General features: G+C 59.7%; 20 protein-coding genes. 16 read left to right on the top strand and 4 right to left on the bottom strand.

Annotated elements, in window-relative coordinates; genetic code table 11:
* Positions 1-23: 23 nt before the first annotated feature.
* On the top strand, positions 24-1274 hold the full coding sequence (locus tag RAC79_RS05835; RefSeq protein WP_121490422.1) for a cytochrome-c peroxidase: 1251 nt from the start codon (positions 24-26) through the stop codon (positions 1272-1274).
* Here the strand turns inward: RAC79_RS05835 and leuB are convergent.
* The 3 genes from leuB to RAC79_RS05820 all read right to left on the bottom strand — a co-directional run bounded on the left by leuB (position 1255) and on the right by RAC79_RS05820 (position 3591).
* The gene (leuB, locus tag RAC79_RS05830) at positions 1255-2367 is read right to left on the bottom strand and encodes a 3-isopropylmalate dehydrogenase (RefSeq protein WP_142844431.1); all 1113 of its coding nucleotides are present in this window, start codon (positions 2365-2367) and stop codon (positions 1255-1257) included. The two genes, RAC79_RS05835 and leuB, sit on opposite strands and share 20 nt — an antisense overlap.
* A gap of 222 nt (positions 2368-2589) precedes the next feature.
* Positions 2590-3195, bottom strand: coding sequence for a 3-isopropylmalate dehydratase small subunit (gene leuD, locus RAC79_RS05825; protein ID WP_003520255.1), 606 nt, complete (start codon positions 3193-3195; stop codon positions 2590-2592).
* 165 nt (positions 3196-3360) lie between these two features.
* On the bottom strand, positions 3361-3591 hold the full coding sequence (locus tag RAC79_RS05820; RefSeq protein ID WP_020809819.1) for a hypothetical protein: 231 nt from the start codon (positions 3589-3591) through the stop codon (positions 3361-3363).
* Positions 3592-3701: 110 nt separating this feature from the next.
* Between RAC79_RS05820 and RAC79_RS05815 the strand changes: the two genes are divergently transcribed.
* Both RAC79_RS05815 and RAC79_RS05810 read left to right on the top strand, forming a co-directional pair.
* Positions 3702-4613 (top strand): CoA ester lyase, encoded by a 912-nt coding sequence (locus RAC79_RS05815; protein WP_174039749.1) that lies wholly within the window; start codon positions 3702-3704, stop codon positions 4611-4613.
* A complete protein-coding gene (locus tag RAC79_RS05810; protein ID WP_003505258.1) occupies positions 4610-4816 on the top strand; it encodes a DUF1737 domain-containing protein in 207 nt (68 codons plus the stop codon). The genes RAC79_RS05815 and RAC79_RS05810 overlap by 4 nt, the downstream gene beginning before the upstream one ends.
* 19 nt (positions 4817-4835) lie before the next feature.
* Here RAC79_RS05810 and RAC79_RS05805 read toward each other — a convergent pair whose 3' ends face one another.
* Entirely contained in the window at positions 4836-5276 is a 441-nt protein-coding gene (locus RAC79_RS05805) for a metallopeptidase family protein (protein WP_003520258.1), read from the bottom strand.
* A 330-nt stretch (positions 5277-5606) separates the two neighbouring features.
* Between RAC79_RS05805 and rplU the strand changes: the two genes are divergently transcribed.
* The 13 genes from rplU (at position 5607) to RAC79_RS05740 (ending at position 17238) form a co-directional block, all read left to right on the top strand.
* Positions 5607-5921: a 50S ribosomal protein L21 gene (gene rplU, locus RAC79_RS05800; protein WP_003492690.1), complete on the top strand. Its 315-nt coding sequence runs from the start codon at positions 5607-5609 to the stop codon at positions 5919-5921.
* Positions 5922-5961: 40 nt separating this feature from the next.
* Entirely contained in the window at positions 5962-6231 is a 270-nt protein-coding gene (rpmA, locus tag RAC79_RS05795; protein WP_003492686.1) for a 50S ribosomal protein L27, read from the top strand.
* A 131-nt stretch (positions 6232-6362) separates the two neighbouring features.
* On the top strand, positions 6363-6995 hold the full coding sequence (locus RAC79_RS05790) for a GNAT family N-acetyltransferase (RefSeq protein ID WP_374996944.1): 633 nt from the start codon (positions 6363-6365) through the stop codon (positions 6993-6995).
* The gene (locus tag RAC79_RS05785; RefSeq protein WP_174039748.1) at positions 6992-7582 is read left to right on the top strand and encodes a GNAT family N-acetyltransferase; all 591 of its coding nucleotides are present in this window, start codon (positions 6992-6994) and stop codon (positions 7580-7582) included. The genes RAC79_RS05790 and RAC79_RS05785 overlap by 4 nt, the downstream gene beginning before the upstream one ends.
* A 169-nt stretch (positions 7583-7751) precedes the next feature.
* Positions 7752-8822, top strand: coding sequence for a GTPase ObgE (obgE, locus tag RAC79_RS05780; protein ID WP_035265258.1), 1071 nt, complete (start codon positions 7752-7754; stop codon positions 8820-8822).
* Positions 8819-9988 (top strand): glutamate 5-kinase, encoded by a 1170-nt coding sequence (gene proB / locus RAC79_RS05775; protein ID WP_059759775.1) that lies wholly within the window; start codon positions 8819-8821, stop codon positions 9986-9988. The genes obgE and proB overlap by 4 nt, the downstream gene beginning before the upstream one ends.
* Positions 9981-11267 (top strand): glutamate-5-semialdehyde dehydrogenase, encoded by a 1287-nt coding sequence (locus RAC79_RS05770; protein WP_174039747.1) that lies wholly within the window; start codon positions 9981-9983, stop codon positions 11265-11267. The genes proB and RAC79_RS05770 overlap by 8 nt, the downstream gene beginning before the upstream one ends.
* Positions 11268-11309: 42 nt before the next feature.
* Entirely contained in the window at positions 11310-11894 is a 585-nt protein-coding gene (locus tag RAC79_RS05765) for a nicotinate-nucleotide adenylyltransferase (protein WP_052025747.1), read from the top strand.
* Between the two features lie 113 nt (positions 11895-12007).
* A complete protein-coding gene (gene rsfS, locus RAC79_RS05760; RefSeq protein WP_035236703.1) occupies positions 12008-12451 on the top strand; it encodes a ribosome silencing factor in 444 nt (147 codons plus the stop codon).
* 167 nt (positions 12452-12618) lie between these two features.
* Positions 12619-13101 (top strand): 23S rRNA (pseudouridine(1915)-N(3))-methyltransferase RlmH, encoded by a 483-nt coding sequence (rlmH, locus tag RAC79_RS05755; protein ID WP_174039746.1) that lies wholly within the window; start codon positions 12619-12621, stop codon positions 13099-13101.
* A gap of 159 nt (positions 13102-13260) precedes the next feature.
* Positions 13261-14658: a murein hydrolase activator EnvC gene (locus RAC79_RS05750; protein WP_080857110.1), complete on the top strand. Its 1398-nt coding sequence runs from the start codon at positions 13261-13263 to the stop codon at positions 14656-14658.
* On the top strand, positions 14648-15976 hold the full coding sequence (locus tag RAC79_RS05745) for a S41 family peptidase (RefSeq protein WP_065656868.1): 1329 nt from the start codon (positions 14648-14650) through the stop codon (positions 15974-15976). Before RAC79_RS05750 ends, RAC79_RS05745 begins: the two co-directional genes overlap by 11 nt.
* A gap of 62 nt (positions 15977-16038) precedes the next feature.
* On the top strand, positions 16039-17238 hold the full coding sequence (locus RAC79_RS05740; RefSeq protein WP_174039745.1) for a divergent polysaccharide deacetylase family protein: 1200 nt from the start codon (positions 16039-16041) through the stop codon (positions 17236-17238).
* Positions 17239-17240: the final 2 nt, after the last annotated feature.

Raw genomic sequence — 17240 nt, 5'->3', positions numbered from 1 at the left:
ATTTATATCGAGCGTGCCTACCGATGATGAAACCCGGATTTTTTGTCTCCGCTGCTCTTGCCGCATCCATTCTGCTGGCCCCCTTGGGCACCGGTGTCGATGGTATGGCTGCCCACGGCGGTGAAGACTATGCGACGCTGGAAAAGCTGGGTGCCGCGCTATTCGACGACCCCAATCTTTCGATAAACCGCACCATGGCCTGTTCCACCTGCCATATGCAGGCCGCCGGTTTTTCCGATGCGCGGGAGAGCGACAAGGTGGGACGGGATGTATCGCTTGGCGATGACGGCATTTCACTGGGCGACCGCAACGCGCCGACTGCAGCTTATGCTCGCTTCACGCCGCCATTCGGCAGGAATGCGGCGGGAGAGTATGTCGGCGGGCAGTTCTGGGATGGCCGCGCCTCCCTGCTTGAAGATCAGGCGGGCGGTCCGCCGCTCAATCCCCTCGAAATGGGCATGCCGGACAAGGCCTCGGTCGTCAAACGGCTCAGGGAAAACCCGGACTATGTCGCGGCTTTCGGCACGCAGTTCGGCAAGGATGTTTTTGAAAGCGACGACACCGCCTATGCCGCGATGACGAAGGCGCTGGCGAGCTTTGAGCGTTCGGATGAGTTCTCCACCTTCGATTCCAAATATGACCGCTTCCTGCGCGGTGAGGAGAAGCTGACCGATCAGGAAGAGCTGGGTCGGGTTCTGATCTCCTCGACGCAATTCACCAATTGCAATACCTGCCATGAAATCCGTGGCGCTAGGGGTCTGGAAGACGGCCTCTTCACCAACCACAAATATTTCAACATCGGCGTTCCCGCCAATACATCGGTTCGGGCCGTGAACGGCTCCAAACCGGGCGCGGTCGATCTGGGTCTGGCGCAAAATCCGGAAGTTGCCGGCGATGCCGCCCAGCGTGGCAAGTTCAAGGTGCCGACGCTGCGCAATGTCGCCGTCACCGGTCCTTACATGCACAATGGCGTGTTCAAGGATTTGCGTACGGTAGTGTTGTTTTATGTGAAATATAAAAGCAAGAAGCCGAGCCGCCAGATCAATCCGGAAACGGGCAAGACGTGGGATGCGCCGGAAGTGCCTGAAAATATCGCCATGGCGGAACTGACATCCGCTCCGGCGCTGGACGACAAGCGTGTGGACGCCATCGTCGCCTTTCTGAAGACGCTGACTGACAAAAGATATGAGCATCTTCTGCCGAAGGAAGATGGGCAGGCAAAGGTGCCGCCTGCCCAGCCGGTTTCGTCGAGCGTTACGCCGAAAGCGCCTTGAATTCGGCGAGAACCGCGTCGCCCATTTCGGAGGTGCCGACCTGACGGCTGCCCTCGGCCATGATGTCGGCGGTGCGGATGCCCTTGTCCAGCACGTTTGCGATCGCTGCTTCGAGCTTCGTTGCCTCATCCACCATGTTGAACGAGTAACGCAGGCACATGGCGAAGGACGCGATCATGGCGATGGGGTTGGCGATGCCCTTGCCGGCAATATCCGGGGCCGAACCGTGGACCGGCTCATACATGGCCTTGCGCTTGCCCGTCTTGGCGTCAGGCGCGCCGAGCGAAGCGGACGGCAGCATACCGAGCGAGCCGGTGAGCATGGCGGCGACGTCGGAGAGCATGTCGCCGAAGAGGTTGTCGGTTACGATCACATCGAACTGCTTGGGCTTGCGCACCAGCTGCATACCGCCGGCATCGGCCAGCATATGTTCCAGCTGAACATCCTTGAACTTGGCGGCGTGGGTTTCGGTGACCACCTGGTTCCAAAGAACGCCGGATTTCATGACGTTGCGCTTTTCCATCGAGCAGACGCGGTTGTCGCGGGTGCGGGCCAGTTCGAAAGCGACGCTGGCGATGCGCTCGATTTCGAAAGTGTCGTAAATCTGCGTGTCGATGCCGCGCTTCTGGCCGTTGCCGAGATCGATGATCTGCTTCGGCTCACCGAAATAAACACCGCCCGTCAGCTCGCGGACGATGAGGATATCGAGGCCTTCGACCAGTTCCGGCTTCAGCGAAGAGGCCGCGGCAAGCGCCGGGTAGCAGATGGCCGGGCGCAGATTGGCGAAAAGTTCGAGATCCTTGCGCAGGCGAAGCAGACCGGCTTCCGGGCGGTGCTCGTAGGGGACGCCATCCCATTTCGGGCCGCCGACCGCGCCGAACAGTATCGCATCGGCGGCAAGCGCCTTTTCCATATCCGCATCGGAAATCGCCACGCCATGCGCGTCATAGGCAGAGCCGCCGACCAGACCTTCCGAGACGGTGAAACCGGCTTTGTGCGCGCTGTTCATATAATCGATCAGCTTGCGAACTTCGGCCATGGCTTCGGGGCCGATACCGTCACCGGGCAGCAGGAAAAGCGAACGGACTGTCATGAGAAACCCTCCTTGGGCGGCGCGCCGAAAAACATCCTGAAGGGTTTTCGATTGCGGCGAGCGCGGCGTCAAACTCATTCCGTCCTGCACATGGCAAATCGTGTCGCAGCCGGACGGGATCGGAGGCTTCTTATCTCCGCCTCAAGGGCTTTTCAAGCAAAGCAAAAGCCGATCCGGTACTGTTTGGTACGGGATCGGCTTTTTTGAAGAGCGGAAATGTGGTCAGGCCCAGGGGCGGACCGAGGCGTTTGCCTTTTCGAACGTGTCGATGGCACCCGAATGTTCGAGCGTCAGGCCGATATCATCAAGCCCGTTCAGCATGCAGTGACGCTTGAATTCGTCGATCTCGAAGGTGATCGTGCCGCCATCGGGGCCGCTGATTTCCTGACTTTCCAGATCGATGGAGAGAACGGCGTTCGATCCGCGCGACGCATCGTCCAGCAGCTTTTCGAGGTTTTCGGGGCTGACGACGATCGGCAGGATGCCGTTCTTGAAACAGTTATTGTAGAAGATGTCGGCGAAGCTGGTGGAGATCACGCAGCGGATGCCAAAATCGAGAAGCGCCCATGGCGCATGTTCGCGCGAAGAGCCGCAACCAAAATTGTCACCGGCGACAAGAATCTGGGCGTTCTGGTAGGCGGGCTTGTTCAGTACGAAATCCGGATTGGGTGAACCATCCTCAAGATAACGCGACTCGGCGAAGAGGCCCTTGCCGAGGCCGGTGCGCTTGATGGTCTTCAGATAGTCTTTCGGAATGATCATATCGGTGTCGATATTGACCACCGGCATGGGCGCGGCAACGCCCGTCAGCTTGGTGAATTTTTCCATCTGTCGCTTCCCGTGTTTCCCTTCAACAAAATCCGGGGCTGGTTAAAGCTCACCGGACGTGTTCTGCCGGGAAATACTGCAAAACTCATCACTTTAGAAGCGCAAACCCGCGTTCTTCGGTACGCCGCGCGCGGCGCTCTGGCATTTTGCCGATTCGAGACGATCTCAGAGATCGATAATCGTGCCCTTGCCGTCGTTCCAGACGCGCATATCGCGCTGGTTACGGGGCTTGACCGGAATGGGGGCCGGCTTCAGACGCGCGGAAAGCAGGCGGGCAGCACTGAGAACCGCGAGCACGCCGATAAAAGCGACCGTGAGCGACGCGGTGAAAAGGGCGACTATCGCGAGAATTGCAATGCCGGATGCGGCGATGAAAAACGAACGTATGCCTTGCATGATCCAAACCTTTCTATCCAGACGAATGTGGGCCTTCTTCTTCCGGCTTGCAAGAGGATTCAGTGGATTGTCAGCTTGCGGATGTCACAAAAGCTTGACACAAGTGCGGCATGGTCAACTTTTCCGAAAATATTCTTGTGAGACCACGTCGTTCGCTGCTCTCCGTGCCGGCCATCAATGTCCGGGCACTGGAAAAAATCCGCGATCTCGATTGTGACGGAGTGATCCTCGATCTGGAGGATTCGGTCGCCCCCGGGATGAAGGAAGAGGCGCGGGACAATCTGCAAAAGCTGTTTTCGCAAGCGCCCTTGGCCGGGGGCGAGATCATTATCCGCATCAACCCGCTTTCCACGCCCGACGGTAAGGCGGATTTACAGCTTGTGCTTTCCTGCCGGCCGGATGCAATTCTTTTGCCGAAGGTGGAGCAGCCGGCCGATATTCACGATGTGGCCGATCTTCTGGCCGAGGCGGATGCGCCGGAGCACCTGAAAATCTGGGCGATGATCGAAACACCGCTTGGTGTCCTGAATGCGGCCTCGATTGCTGACGCAGCCCATACGCCGGATGCGCGGCTTTCGGCTTTTGTCATCGGGCTCAACGACCTGCGTAAGGAAACGCGGGTGCCGGCCCTTCCCGGACGCACTTATCTCGTGCCCTGGATGATGCAGGTGGTGCTTGCCGCCCGTGCCTATGGTCTGGATGTCATCGACAGCGTCTCGAACGATTTCCGCGATATCGCCGCTTTCGAAGCCGCATGTGAGCAGGGTCGCGCCATGGGGTTCGATGGCAAGATGCTGATCCACCCGGCACAGATCGAGCCGGCCAACCGGCGCTTCGCCCCGGACGAGGCAGCGGTTGCGGAAGCCCGCGAGATCATTGCCGCTTTCGCAAAACCCGAATCTGTGGAATTGAACGTCATCAACATGAACGGCCGCATGATCGAGCGGCTGCATGTGGGGCAGGCCGAAAGGCTGGTCGCCATGGCCGATATCATCGCACAAAGAGAGGCAAATAAGACGTGAAGGTCTATCGTTTCATAACCGGTCCCGACGACGCGAAATTCTGTCACCGGGTCACCGAGGCGCTGAACAAGGGATGGGAACTCGCGGGTTCGCCAAGCTACGCCTTCAACGCCGCAAGCGGCGTCATGCATTGCGGCCAGGCCGTGACCAAGGTGGTCGAGGGCAAGGAATACCATCCGGATATGAAGCTCGGCGAGCAGTGAGCGGCGGTAGCCGCCCCGATCAGCGATCGGCGGCGGCCTCGTCGGCGCTTTCTTCGATCCGCTCCATGTCGTCATCCGACAGGCCGAAGTGGTGGCCGATTTCGTGGATGAGGACATGGGTGATGATATCGCCCAGGGTTTCCTCGTTCTCGGCCCAGTAGTCGAGAATGGGACGGCGATAAAGCGTGATGCGGTTCACCATCTCACCCGTTTCCATGGTGAAACGTTCGGAGATGCCGCGTCCTTCGAACAGTCCGAGAAGATCGAAGGGTGTTTCGAGCGCCATGTCTTCGAACACGTCATCGGTCGGAAAATCGGCGATCTCGATGATGAGATCTTTCGTCAGCGCGCGAAATTCTTCCGGCAGGTGGCCATATGCCTCGATCGCAAGCGACTCGAAGGCGGAAAGTGTCGGCGCATGGCGGTCCCGCCAATCGTCGGTCTGGTCTATGCGGGCCATTTCTGCTCCTTGTTGGAAGGCCCATATAAACACTTGCTGGACAAATTTCGAGACCCGACTGCTTCACCCGCCGAAAAAGCATGAAATTCTTGGCGTTACAGTTACTTTTCAAGCCGTCGTCATCTTGACATAAACGGGCGTCTCGCGTAATCGGCACCCAAATTGATGGCGTAGTGCGCCTTCTGTTTATTCCGCCCTTCAAAAGGCGGCTTCACCGGCAGACATTCAAAAGGGCGTTCAGTCCTGACGGATTTCCGCTACTCCGACTGATAAAAAGACGGCCAGCTTGCATTTGCGGGCAGAGCCGGAACGAACATGAAAGGATAAAAAATGTTCGCAGTCATCAAGACCGGCGGTAAGCAGTACCGCGTAGCGGCCGACGCCGTGCTGACCATCGAAAAGCTGGAAGCAGAGGCAGGCGCAACTGTAGAATTCACCGAAGTTCTCGTTGTTGGCGAAGGCGCCGACGCCAAGTTCGGTGCTCCCTTCGTCAAGGGCGCCATCGTCAAGGCTGAAGTTGTCGAGCACAATCGCGGCAAGAAGGTCATCGCCTTCAAGAAGCGTCGTCGTCAGAACTCCAAGCGTTCGCGCGGCCATCGTCAGCATCACACTGTCGTCCGCATCACGGACATCGTTGCTGCCTGATCGGCGCGACACGGGAAACAAGGTTTAAAGGAGAACTCCAATGGCACACAAAAAAGCTGGCGGTTCCTCGCGTAACGGTCGCGATTCCGAATCCAAGCGCCTTGGCGTAAAGAAGTTCGGCGGCGAAGCTGTCATTCCAGGCAACATTATTCTGCGTCAGCGCGGCACGCAGTGGCATCCGGGCGCCAATGTTGGCATCGGCAAGGACCACACGATTTTCGCACTGACCGCAGGTAACGTGAACTTCCGTACGAAGGCCAACGGCCGCGTATTCGTATCCGTGGCCCCGAAAGCGGAAGCCGCAGAATAAGCCGGTAAGCGTCATATGCAGCCGGTGTCCCATCGACCCGGCTGAGACGTATCAGGTTCAGTCAAGAAAACAGGGGAGATGGGGCACCACCCAACTCCCCTTTTTCTTTAACCCCAAGGAGGGACTGAACCATGCAAGCTGAATTGTTGAGGGTTGACCAATCACGGTCACCCGAGGAACGGCCGAGGCCCGATCGGTCGAGGAGCGATTGCCCCGTTTTACTGTCGCAGAGGCTGGTTTTGCGCAAGCCTCACGAAGAAGACATCGACGCCCTTGCCCATCTTGCCAACAATGCCAATATCGCGACCATGGTGTCGCGTATGCCGCACCCTTACACGGCCAAAGACGCCGCGGATTTTGTGCGACGCTCCAAAGCTGGCGAGATTGGCAAGTGCGTCTATGCGATTACCCGCATGGACAATGGCGAGTTTCTGGGCTGCTGCGCGCTCGAACCCCAGGAAGACGAAAAGACGCTGGAGATCGGTTACTGGCTGGGGGAACCCTACTGGAACCGCGGCTATATGACGGAAGCGGCGCATGCGCTGATCGACATGGCCTTCCGCACGCGTGAAATCGATCAGATCGATGCTCGTTGCCGGGTCACCAACATCGCGTCGCGCCGCGTCATCCAGAAGTGCGGTTTCCAGTTCCAGGGCTCCGGCATGGTCGGGTCTCTGGCGCTTGGCGGCATGGTGCCGGTCGAATGGTACAGGCTCGACCGCAAGACCTGGGTTTCGCTGAAGAGCTGGAGGGACATGGGATGAGTGCGCTCGAACTGACCCGACGGCGGACTGCCCCCACCGTGGCGCCGCCCGGCCCCTGCCCCGTCATCGAGACATCGCGTCTGGTGCTGCGGCCGCAGCGGCTTTCCGACGCCGGCAGCATTGCGGAATCGCTTGGCGATTTCGCCGTGACCAGAATGCTGGCCCGCGTTCCCGCGCCCTACCACAAGCAGGATGCGCTGGAATGGCTGGTGCTGCGTACCTCTGGCACGCTGCCCGACTGGGATTTCGCCATCACCAGCGGTGACGACACCCTGATTGGCGTCGTCTCGGTGGAATTGCGGCACGGCGAGTGGCATCTCGGCTACTGGCTGAACCGCTTCTACTGGGGCAAGGGTTACATGACCGAGGCGGTGGCCGCCGTGGTCGAGCGGTTTTTCCGCCGTATGCCCGGAATGGTTCTGCATTCCGGCGTGTTTGCGGATAACCCCGCTTCGCTGCGTGTGCAGGAGAAACTTGGCTTCCGGGTGACCGGCTGCCACCAGATTTACGCCACGGCGCGTGCCGCTATGGTGGCGCATATCGATACGATGATCACGGCTGAGGATTTCATTCCGCCGCATCGCTAGCAACCAAAACAAGGCCGGTTTGTCCCAAACCGGCCTTGTCTCACGCAGGGGCTTCCCGCACGATAGTCTTTGACCTCGTGAAGAAGCGCTTGTATTCGAAACGACGATTTTTTTGTTTGGCGCGGCACAATTGGATGGTGCGCCCGCAAACCGATAGAACGGCAGTCCGATGAAATTTCTCGATGAAGCAAAAGTTTATATCAAGTCCGGTGACGGCGGCGCGGGCGCCGTTTCCTTCCGGCGTGAAAAATTCATCGAGTTCGGCGGCCCTGACGGTGGCGATGGCGGACGCGGCGGCGATGTCTGGGTTGAGGTGGTCAACGGCCTCAACACGCTGATCGATTTCCGTTTCCAGCAGCATTTCAAGGCCTCGATCGGACAGCACGGCATGGGCAAGACCCGCACCGGCGCCAAGGGCTCGGATGTGGTGCTGAAGGTGCCCGTCGGTACACAGATCTTCGAGGAAGACAATGAGACGCTGATCGTTGACCTTACCAAGGAAGGCCAGCGTTTTCGCCTTGCCGCCGGCGGCAACGGCGGCTTCGGCAATGCCTATTTCAAGTCGTCGACCAATCAGGCGCCCACCCATGCCAATCCGGGCCTCGCAGGCGAGGAAAAGACTGTCTGGCTGCGGCTGAAGCTGATCGCTGACGCGGGTCTCGTCGGTCTGCCCAATGCGGGCAAATCCACGTTCCTTGCAACGGTCACCCGTGCGCGGCCGAAGATTGCCAACTATCCTTTCACCACGCTGCATCCGAACCTAGGCGTCGCGACAATCGATGGCCGTGAATTCGTGCTGGCCGATATTCCCGGCCTCATCGAAGGCGCGCATGAGGGTGTGGGCATCGGTGACCGTTTCCTCGGCCATGTGGAGCGTACCCGTGTGCTTCTGCATCTCGTTTCCGCGCAGGAAGAAAAGGTCGGCAAGGCCTATAAGACCGTTAAGGCCGAGCTGGACGCCTATGGCGGCGGGCTGACCGACAAGCCGGAAATCGTGGCGCTGTCGCAGATCGACGTGCTTGATGAAAAAGAGCTGAAAAAGAAAGCCAAGGAACTGGAGAAGGCCTGCGGCCGTCCCCCGCTACTTCTCTCCGCTGCCGCCCATATCGGCATGACGGAAGCGCTGCGCGCCCTTCGCGATGTCATCGTCTCGGCGAGCAATGGCGGCGAAACCGCCCTGCCCGACCGGTCGATGCCGCATGAGGACAGCGAGGCCGAGGAAGAGGACGACCGCCTATGAGCCTGACGCGCAAGCCGCTGGCGAGCCATCACCGGATCGTCATCAAGATCGGGTCGGCGCTTCTGGTGGACCGGAAGACCGGTCTCAAGAAAGACTGGCTCGACGCCATCTGCGAGGATATCGCCGCGCTGAAGAAAAATGGCGCGGATGTGCAGGTTGTGTCTTCGGGCGCCATCGCGCTTGGCCGCACCGTGCTTGGCCTGCCTTCCGGTGCATTGAAGCTGGAAGAAAGCCAGGCGGCGGCGGCTGTCGGCCAGATCGCGCTGGCGCGGGCATGGTCGGAAAGCCTGTCGCGGCATGAGATCGTCGCCGGCCAGATTCTTCTGACGCTCTCCGATACCGAAGAGCGTCGCCGTTATCTCAATGCGCGCGCCACCATCAACCAGTTGCTGAAGATCGGCGCTATCCCGATCATCAATGAAAACGATACCGTGGCGACCACCGAAATCCGCTATGGCGACAATGACCGTCTGGCGGCGCGTGTGGCGACCATGACGGGCGCCGATCTTCTGGTGCTGCTTTCGGATATTGACGGGCTTTACACGGCTCCGCCGCATCTCGATCCCGACGCGAAATTCCTTGAGACGATTGCCGATATTACGCCCGAAATCGAGGCCATGGCAGGCGGTGCGGCATCCGAGCTTTCACGCGGCGGTATGCGCACCAAGATCGACGCGGGCAAGATCGCGACGGCTGCCGGCTGCGGCATGATCATCGCTTCCGGCAAGACGCTTAATCCTTTGAAGGCTATTGAAAACGGCGCGCGCTCCTCATGGTTTGCGCCTTCGGGCACGCCGGTGACGGCGCGCAAGACCTGGATTGCCGGGCAATTGCAGCCGGCCGGCGAAATCCATGTGGATGCCGGTGCGGAAAAGGCTCTTTATGCCGGAAAAAGCCTGCTTCCGGCGGGTGTGCGACTGGTGAAGGGCAATTTCGGCCGTGGTGACGCAATCGCCATTATCGGTGCGGAAGGCCGTGAAGTCGCTCGTGGTCTTGCGGGTTACGATGCTGAAGAGGCGCGTCTTATCATCGGTCACAAGTCCAACGAGATCGAGGCGATCCTCGGTTATGTCGGGCGGGCGGCCATGATTCATCGTGACGATCTGGTGATGACGGGCGCTGCCGTCAAAGTTAAAAATGCAAAAAAGGATGAGGTCCATGCCTGAACAGGCCGTGAAGCAGAGCCATGATATTGACGCGCTGATGATCACCATCGGCGCTCAGGCGAAAGCTGCTTCGCGACCGTTATCCATCGCCGGCACAGACCAGAAGAACCGCGCGCTGCTTGCCATGGCCTCCGCCATCGAGGCATCCAGGGATGCGATCCTCGCCGCCAACAGGAAAGATCTGGCCGCGGCGGAAAGTGCAGGCCTTGCCGCTTCCTTCGTGGACAGGCTGACCCTCAACGATGCAAGGATCGCCGGTATTGCCGAAGGCATCCGTTCGGTGGCGGCGCTGCCCGATCCGGTAGGCGAAGTCATCGCCGCCTGGGATCGTCCGAATGGGCTGAAGATCGAGCGCGTGCGCACGCCGCTCGGCGTCATCGGCGTGATCTACGAAAGCCGCCCGAACGTGACGGCGGACGCCGGCGCATTGTGCCTGAAGGCGGGCAATGCCGTTATCCTGCGCGGCGGCTCGGATTCGCAACATTCATCGCGTGCTATCCATACCTGCCTCGTGGAAGGTCTGAAGATAGCCGGTCTTCCCGAGCATGCCATTCAGCTGGTGCCGGTGACCGACCGCGCCGCTGTCGGCGCGCTTCTCAGCGGCCTGAACGGCACGGTTGACGTCATCGTGCCACGCGGCGGCAAAAGCCTCGTGGCGCGGGTGCATTCGGAAGCCCGTGTACCGGTTTTCGCGCATCTGGAAGGCATTTGTCATGTCTATATCGACAAATCGGCCGATCTCGACATGGCGAAACGTATCGTCGTCAACGCCAAGATGCGCCGCACCGGTATTTGTGGGGCGGCTGAGACGCTGCTGGTGGATGCCGCTGCCGTTTCCACCCATCTTGCGCCGCTCGTCAAGGCCTTGATCGAAGCTGGCTGCGAAGTGCGCGGTTCGCAGGCCGTTCGCGACGTGGTGGCGGGTCTCGCACCGGCAACGGAAGAGGACTGGCGCACCGAATATCTCGATGCGATCATTTCGGTCGCCGTGGTGGAGGGTATTTCAGGCGCGATCGAGCATATCGGCACCTATTCGTCCAACCACACCGAGGCGGTTATCGCCGAGGATCCCGATGTAGTCGCGCGCTTCTTCAACGAACTCGATTCGGCCATTCTCCTGCACAATGCCTCGACGCAGTTCGCGGACGGCGGCGAATTCGGCATGGGTGCTGAAATCGGCATTGCCACGGGCAAGATGCATGCGCGCGGCCCGGTCGGCGTCGAGCAGCTCACCTCGTTCAAATACCGGGTGCATGGCACCGGCCAGACACGGACCTGATATTTGCCGGCTGACAAGCGCCTCGACAGACGTTATCTCACCATGCCGCATGTGGAGCGCGGCATGGTCGTCGGCCTGTTCGGTGGTTCTTTCAATCCGCCGCATGCGGGTCACGCGCTTGTGGCCGAGATTGCGCTGCGCAGGCTCGGTCTAGACCAGCTCTGGTGGATCGTCACACCGGGCAACCCGCTGAAAAGCCGTTCGGAGCTGGCGTCTCTGGAAGATCGTATCGCCGCCTGCGAAAAGCTGGTTCACGATCCGCGCATCAAGGTGACGGCCTTCGAAAAATCACTCGGGATGAGCTATACGGCCAATACGCTCGCCAAGGTGAAGGCGAAAAACCCGCATGTGCGCTTCATCTGGATCATGGGAGCGGACAATCTGAAAAGCTTCCATCGCTGGCAGAAATGGCGGCGGATCGCCGAGACATTCCCGATTGCCGTGATCGATCGGCCAGGCTCCACGCTCTCTTATCTCTCTTCCACCATGGCGCAGGCCTTCAGCCATGCACGGGTGGATGAGGACGATGCCGGCGTTTTGTGGAAAAAAGCGGCCCCTGCCTGGGTTTTCATTCACGGTCCGCGTTCCACGCTCAGCTCCACGGCGCTGCGCAACGGTCGTAAATGACGCCTTCGATCACAAATGATGTATGTGCCGGGTGTCGAAGGGTCCATATCTTGAAAAGTTAATGCTTTGATGCCACCTTCATTGTGTGACGCAGAGAATCGCGTCGCCAGTACCTGTTTTGTCATTCTTGGAAAGGAAAACCTCTGACAACAGTACACGCCAAGGGAAGAGCATTTGTTGCTATCCCGAAGGGCCAGGACAGTGGCGCCGATGCCGCCGGCCATGCCCTCGAAACCGTCCTCGCGAGCCTCGAGGACTCCAAGGCTGAAGATATCGTCTCTCTCAACATTGCCGGAAAATCGGCGCTTGCGGACTACATGGTCGTGGTCTCCGGGCGGTCGAACAGGCATGTTTCGGCGATTTGCGAGCATCTTCTCAAGGACATGAAGGATGAAGGGTTCGGAAACGCCCGCGTCGAAGGTCTCGAGACCGGAGACTGGGTGCTGATCGATACCGGCGACATCATCGTTCACGTGTTCCGCCCGGAAATCCGCGCCTTCTATAATATTGAAAAAATGTGGGCGACGCCGGACATGCCGGAAGAGACGCTGCATTGATGCATTGATGCGGTGAGCCTTTGAGCGAGTGCATCGCTTTTGCCGAAGATCGTATCTGACTTCGGAAACGGTGCCTCTGGCCGGAAATTAGGCCGGCCGCATAGGAATCCGTAGGCTATGCTGTTAAGAGCGTGACCCTGTTGGGTCACGACGAATGCAGGTTTGCGATGCGGATTTCAATTTTTGCGGTGGGACGGCTGAAATCCGGCCCCGAAAAGGATCTTGCGGCCCGTTATATCGAGCGCCTGGCAAAGACCGGCCCGGCGATCGGGCTGGAGTTTTCGCGGGTGATCGAGGTTGCCGAAAGCCGCGCTTCCAATGCGGAGACCCGCAAGCGCGAAGAAGCCGCGATGCTGGAAAAACATCTGGTTGACGGAGCAGCCCTCGTGCTGCTGGACGAGCGCGGAAAGGCGCTGGACAGCCCTGCCTTTGCTTCATTCTTTGGCGATTTGCGCGATAGCGGCAAGCGAGACCTCGTGATCGCCATAGGCGGAGCCGATGGGCTCGATCCCGCGCTTTACGACAAGGCGACGGCCGTTCTCAATCTCGGCAAGCTGACATGGCCGCATCAGATCGTTCGTATCCTGATCGCCGAGCAGCTTTACCGCGCCGTCACGATCCTCTCCGGTCATCCCTATCATCGCGTTTGATCGGGTTTCGATTTAGATAATTGTCTCAATTTCAACATGAAGCTCCGCGACACCGCTGACAGCGCACGGCTTTGGCGGCGGCCTTTCCAGGGCCTCTTGGAAGATCGCAGCAAAATCCCTAATATCGGCGCTTCTGCTTCGGCATCAAAGAAAGTTCACATGGACAACAGGCCTCAACGAAAACGGCACGCTGCCCTTGCGGGCGCGGTTATTGCTGCTTTCGTCATGGGGATCGGTCCGACCTATTCGCGCGACGATGCGGGCGCCGTTCCCGCCGCAGGCGATGATTCGTCGCCGGATGCGCTGCAGACGCTGGAGAAGCGCCGCGACCAGAACCGGCAGGATCTGGAGGAGCTGGTCGACAGCATCGGTCTTTCGGAAGACAAGACAAGGAAGCTTGAGGAAAGCATCGCCTCCCTCAATCAGGATAGCGCCCGCATCCGGGAAGAGCTGATCGCATCGGCTGCCCGGCGCAAGGCGCTGGAAACCAAGATCAGCGACGGTGAGGATCGACTGGCCAAGCTTTCGGTGCGCGAGGATGGCGTCAAGGCGTCGCTGCGGGAAAGACGCGGCGTGCTGGCGGAGGTTCTGGCGGCGTTGCAGCGCATGGGCCGAAACCCGCCCCCCGCCCTTCTCGTCTCGCCGGAGGATGCGCTGGCGTCCGTGCGAAGCGCCATTCTTCTCGGCGCCGTCGTGCCCGGCATTCGCGGTGAAACCGACAAGCTGGTTGCCGCTCTCAAAGAATTGACCGATCTGAGACAGGCAATCGCTCGCGAAAAGGACGATCTTACGGGTATGATGACGGCAAGTCTGGAAGAGGAAAAACGCCTCGACCTGCTGATTGCCGAAAATGACCGCAAGAACACCCAGACGGCGGCGGAGCTGGAGGCGGAACGCAAGCGATCTGAGGAGCTTGCAAGCAAGGCGACGAGCCTCGAGGGGCTGGTCAGTTCGCTTGAAGGCGAGATTACCTCGGTGCGGGAGGCTATGGAAAAGGCGCGGGCGGAAGAGCAGCGTCTGGCCCGTCTTTCGGAAGCGGAACGCGAAAAGGAGCGGGCCGCGGCCGAGGCTGGAATGCCCGATAAAAACCGTATTGCGCCCGCATATCCGTTCGCGAGTTTGAAGGGAAAGCTGGAGCTGCCGGTTACCGGCGAAGTGTTGCGGCGCTTCGGCGATGCGGACGGAACGGGCCACTTTTCCAAGGGAATTGTCGTCGCGAGCGGACCGGAAGCCATCGTGACGGCGCCTGCAGACGGCTTCGTGGTGTTTGCCGGAGATTTTCGCAGTTATGGCCGGATGATCATCCTCAATACGGGTGATGGATATCATGTGGTGATGACGGGCATGGACAATGTGAGGACGCGGCAGGGAATGTTCGTGTTCTCCGGAGAGCCCATCGCCTCCATGGGTGCAAAAAGAGTAGCGAGTGCAGCAGCATTGGCGCTGGAAACCGACAGGCCAACGCTCTACATTGAGTTCAGGAAAGATGGTGTACCGGTTGATTCTCAACCGTGGTGGACCGCAAAAAATACCGGAAGGGCGCACAATGATTCGTAAGGTTTCGCTTCTCCTTATCGGTGGGCTTATGGGCGCCACGGCGATGAGCGTGATTTATTCGGCGAGCATGCCGGCACAGGCGGCCGGGCCTTCGACCTATAAGGAACTGTCGATCTTTGGCGATGTGTTCGAGCGCGTGCGCGCACAATATGTGACGCCGCCGGATGATGAGAAGCTGGTGGAAAACGCCATCAACGGCATGCTGAGCTCGCTCGATCCGCATTCGAGCTTCATGAATGCCAAGGATGCCAACGACATGCGCACCCAGACCAAGGGTGAATTCGGCGGTCTCGGCATCGAAGTGACCATGGAGAACGAGCTCGTCAAGGTCATTACGCCGATCGACGATACACCGGCTTCCCGTGCAGGCATTCTCGCCGGCGACTTCATTTCGGAAATTGACGGTACGCCGGTTCGTGGTCTGAAGCTGGAACAGGCGGTCGAAAAGATGCGCGGCGCGGTGAAAACGCCGATCAAGCTGACGATCATCCGCCAGGGCGCTGACAAGCCGCTTGAATTCACCGTCATGCGCGATGTCATTGCCGTTCGCGCGGTGAAGTCCCGCGTCGAGGGCGACAATGTCGGTTATCTGCGCGTCATCTCCTTTACCGAGAAGACCTATGACGATCTCGAAAAGGCGATCAAGAAGATCAAGGCGGATGTGCCGGCCGACAAGCTGAAGGGTTATGTGCTCGACCTTCGCCTCAATCCGGGCGGTCTGCTTGATCAGGCGATCAATGTCTCCGACGCCTTCCTCGAGCGCGGTGAGGTCGTTTCGACCCGTGGCCGTAACCCCGACGAGACCCGCCGCTTCAACGCGACGGCTGGCGATCTGACCGATGGCAAGCCGGTAATCGTTCTCGTCAACGGCGGTTCGGCTTCGGCCTCGGAAATCGTTGCCGGCGCCCTGCAGGATCTGCGCCGTGCGACCGTGGTCGGCACGCGTTCCTTCGGCAAGGGTTCGGTCCAGACGATCATTCCGCTCGGCGAGGCGGGCGCGCTGCGCCTGACCACGGCGCTCTATTATACGCCGTCGGGTAAATCGATCCAGGGTACGGGCATTGAGCCTGACATCAAGGTCGAACAGCCCTTGCCGCCCGAGTTGCAGGGCAAGGTGACCACCGAAGGTGAATCCGGTCTTTCCGGCCACATCAAGGGTCAGAGCGAAACCGACGAAGGTTCGGGTTCCTCCGCTTATGTTCCGCCGGAAGCCAAGGACGACATCCAGCTCAACTATGCTCTGGACCTGTTGCGCGGCGCAAAGACGGATCCGTCTTTCCCGCCGAACCCGGAAAAGGCTGTGGTCAACAAGCAGTAAGATAGTGCGCCGGTCAGCCGGCGCATTCCATCTATTGCCCAACCGTTTGGACGGATCGTTCATTGCCTTCGGACCTGCGAAAACCGCTTCTGGGTCGTCAGAAAAAAAGCGCCGGTATCAACCGGCGCTTTTCCGTCATTATGGCTCTGTCGGTGCTTGCGGTTTTCTCAATCGGCGGCCTGTCGGTCTATACGGCGCTTTCGCCCGGCAATTTGCAGAAGACGGCGAACGGGCCGGATGCACAGCCTCAGCTTGCCGAAAAGACGCCTGAAATCGCACCGGCCGATGTAACGACTCCCGGCGACGCCGCCGGTCTCCAGCCGCAAAGCGGCCGCTCGGGCGCCAATATCAATCGCGAGACGATGCCTGACGGCAATGTCGTATCGGTTTACTCTCCCCGCCCGCGCGAGAGTGACGGGCCCGTGCTGATGAGCGGCCAGACCTATGGTCAGGATCCGCGCATGGCGACGCGACCCAATGAGGAACTGTTGGAAGAAACCGCGTTTGGCAAATTGCCGGTTGTCGGTGCGGACGGTTTGCGGCCGATGGAGCAATATGCGCGGCCCTGGTCTGGCGCACGCGGCACCCGGGTGGCGATCGTGGTCGGCGGGCTGGGTCTCAGCCAGACGGGGTCGCAAAAAGCGATCCGGGAGCTGCCGCCGGAGGTGACGCTCGGTTTCGCCGCCAGCGGCAACAGCCTACAGCGCTGGATGCAGGAAGCGCGCCGACAGGGACATGAAATCCTTCTGCAGATACCGCTTGAGCCTTTCGGTTACCCCGGCACCAATCCCGGCCCGGACACCCTGCTAGCGGGTGATCCCGCCAAGGTCAACATCGACCGGCTGCATCGCTCCATGGCGAAGATCACCAATTACACCGGCATCATGAATTATCTCGGCGGGCGTTTCCTTGCCGAGCAGGCGGCGCTGGAGCCGGTAATGCGCGACATCGGCAAGCGTGGCCTGCTGTTTCTGGATGATGGTTCTTCGGCGCAGTCGCTGAGCGGCGGCATTGCCAAGGCGATTTCCGCGCCACAGGGTTTTGCCGATATTCTGCTCGACGGCGAAGTCACCGAAGCTGCCATTCTGCGCAAGCTGGACGAACTGGAGCGAATTGCACGGCGTAACGGCCAGGCGATCGGCGTCGCTTCGGCTTTTGATGAAAGCGTTGCCGCGATCTCCAAGTGGTCGCGGGAGGCTGGCGGGCGCGGCATCGAGATTGTCGGTGTTTCTGCGCTTGTTTCCGGGCAGGCAGGGCAGTAAAC

Source organism: Agrobacterium sp. LR_9 (assembly GCF_041954855.1).
In the GTDB taxonomy this organism is placed as follows: Bacteria; Pseudomonadota; Alphaproteobacteria; order Rhizobiales; family Rhizobiaceae; genus Agrobacterium; species Agrobacterium leguminum.
Note: the sequence above shows the minus strand (reverse complement) of the source record. Positions and strands in the feature narration are given on the sequence as shown.

Excerpts from the sequence above, each read along its gene's own strand:
- RAC79_RS05790 (WP_374996944.1), top strand. The coding sequence starts at position 6,363 with ATGCAAGCTGAATTGTTGAGGGTTGACCAATCACGGTCACCCGAGGAA.
- RAC79_RS05835 (WP_121490422.1), top strand. The coding sequence starts at position 24 with ATGATGAAACCCGGATTTTTTGTCTCCGCTGCTCTTGCCGCATCCATT.
- RAC79_RS05770 (WP_174039747.1), top strand. The coding sequence starts at position 9,981 with ATGCCTGAACAGGCCGTGAAGCAGAGCCATGATATTGACGCGCTGATG.
- RAC79_RS05745 (WP_065656868.1), top strand. The coding sequence starts at position 14,648 with ATGATTCGTAAGGTTTCGCTTCTCCTTATCGGTGGGCTTATGGGCGCC.
- obgE (WP_035265258.1), top strand. The coding sequence starts at position 7,752 with ATGAAATTTCTCGATGAAGCAAAAGTTTATATCAAGTCCGGTGACGGC.
- RAC79_RS05750 (WP_080857110.1), top strand. The coding sequence starts at position 13,261 with ATGGACAACAGGCCTCAACGAAAACGGCACGCTGCCCTTGCGGGCGCG.
- RAC79_RS05820 (WP_020809819.1), bottom strand. The coding sequence starts at position 3,591 with ATGCAAGGCATACGTTCGTTTTTCATCGCCGCATCCGGCATTGCAATT.
- rlmH (WP_174039746.1), top strand. The coding sequence starts at position 12,619 with ATGCGGATTTCAATTTTTGCGGTGGGACGGCTGAAATCCGGCCCCGAA.
- rplU (WP_003492690.1), top strand. The coding sequence starts at position 5,607 with ATGTTCGCAGTCATCAAGACCGGCGGTAAGCAGTACCGCGTAGCGGCC.
- RAC79_RS05815 (WP_174039749.1), top strand. The coding sequence starts at position 3,702 with ATGGTCAACTTTTCCGAAAATATTCTTGTGAGACCACGTCGTTCGCTG.
- RAC79_RS05785 (WP_174039748.1), top strand. The coding sequence starts at position 6,992 with ATGAGTGCGCTCGAACTGACCCGACGGCGGACTGCCCCCACCGTGGCG.
- RAC79_RS05765 (WP_052025747.1), top strand. The coding sequence starts at position 11,310 with ATGCCGCATGTGGAGCGCGGCATGGTCGTCGGCCTGTTCGGTGGTTCT.
- RAC79_RS05805 (WP_003520258.1), bottom strand. The coding sequence starts at position 5,276 with ATGGCCCGCATAGACCAGACCGACGATTGGCGGGACCGCCATGCGCCG.
- rpmA (WP_003492686.1), top strand. The coding sequence starts at position 5,962 with ATGGCACACAAAAAAGCTGGCGGTTCCTCGCGTAACGGTCGCGATTCC.
- leuD (WP_003520255.1), bottom strand. The coding sequence starts at position 3,195 with ATGGAAAAATTCACCAAGCTGACGGGCGTTGCCGCGCCCATGCCGGTG.
- proB (WP_059759775.1), top strand. The coding sequence starts at position 8,819 with ATGAGCCTGACGCGCAAGCCGCTGGCGAGCCATCACCGGATCGTCATC.
- leuB (WP_142844431.1), bottom strand. The coding sequence starts at position 2,367 with ATGACAGTCCGTTCGCTTTTCCTGCTGCCCGGTGACGGTATCGGCCCC.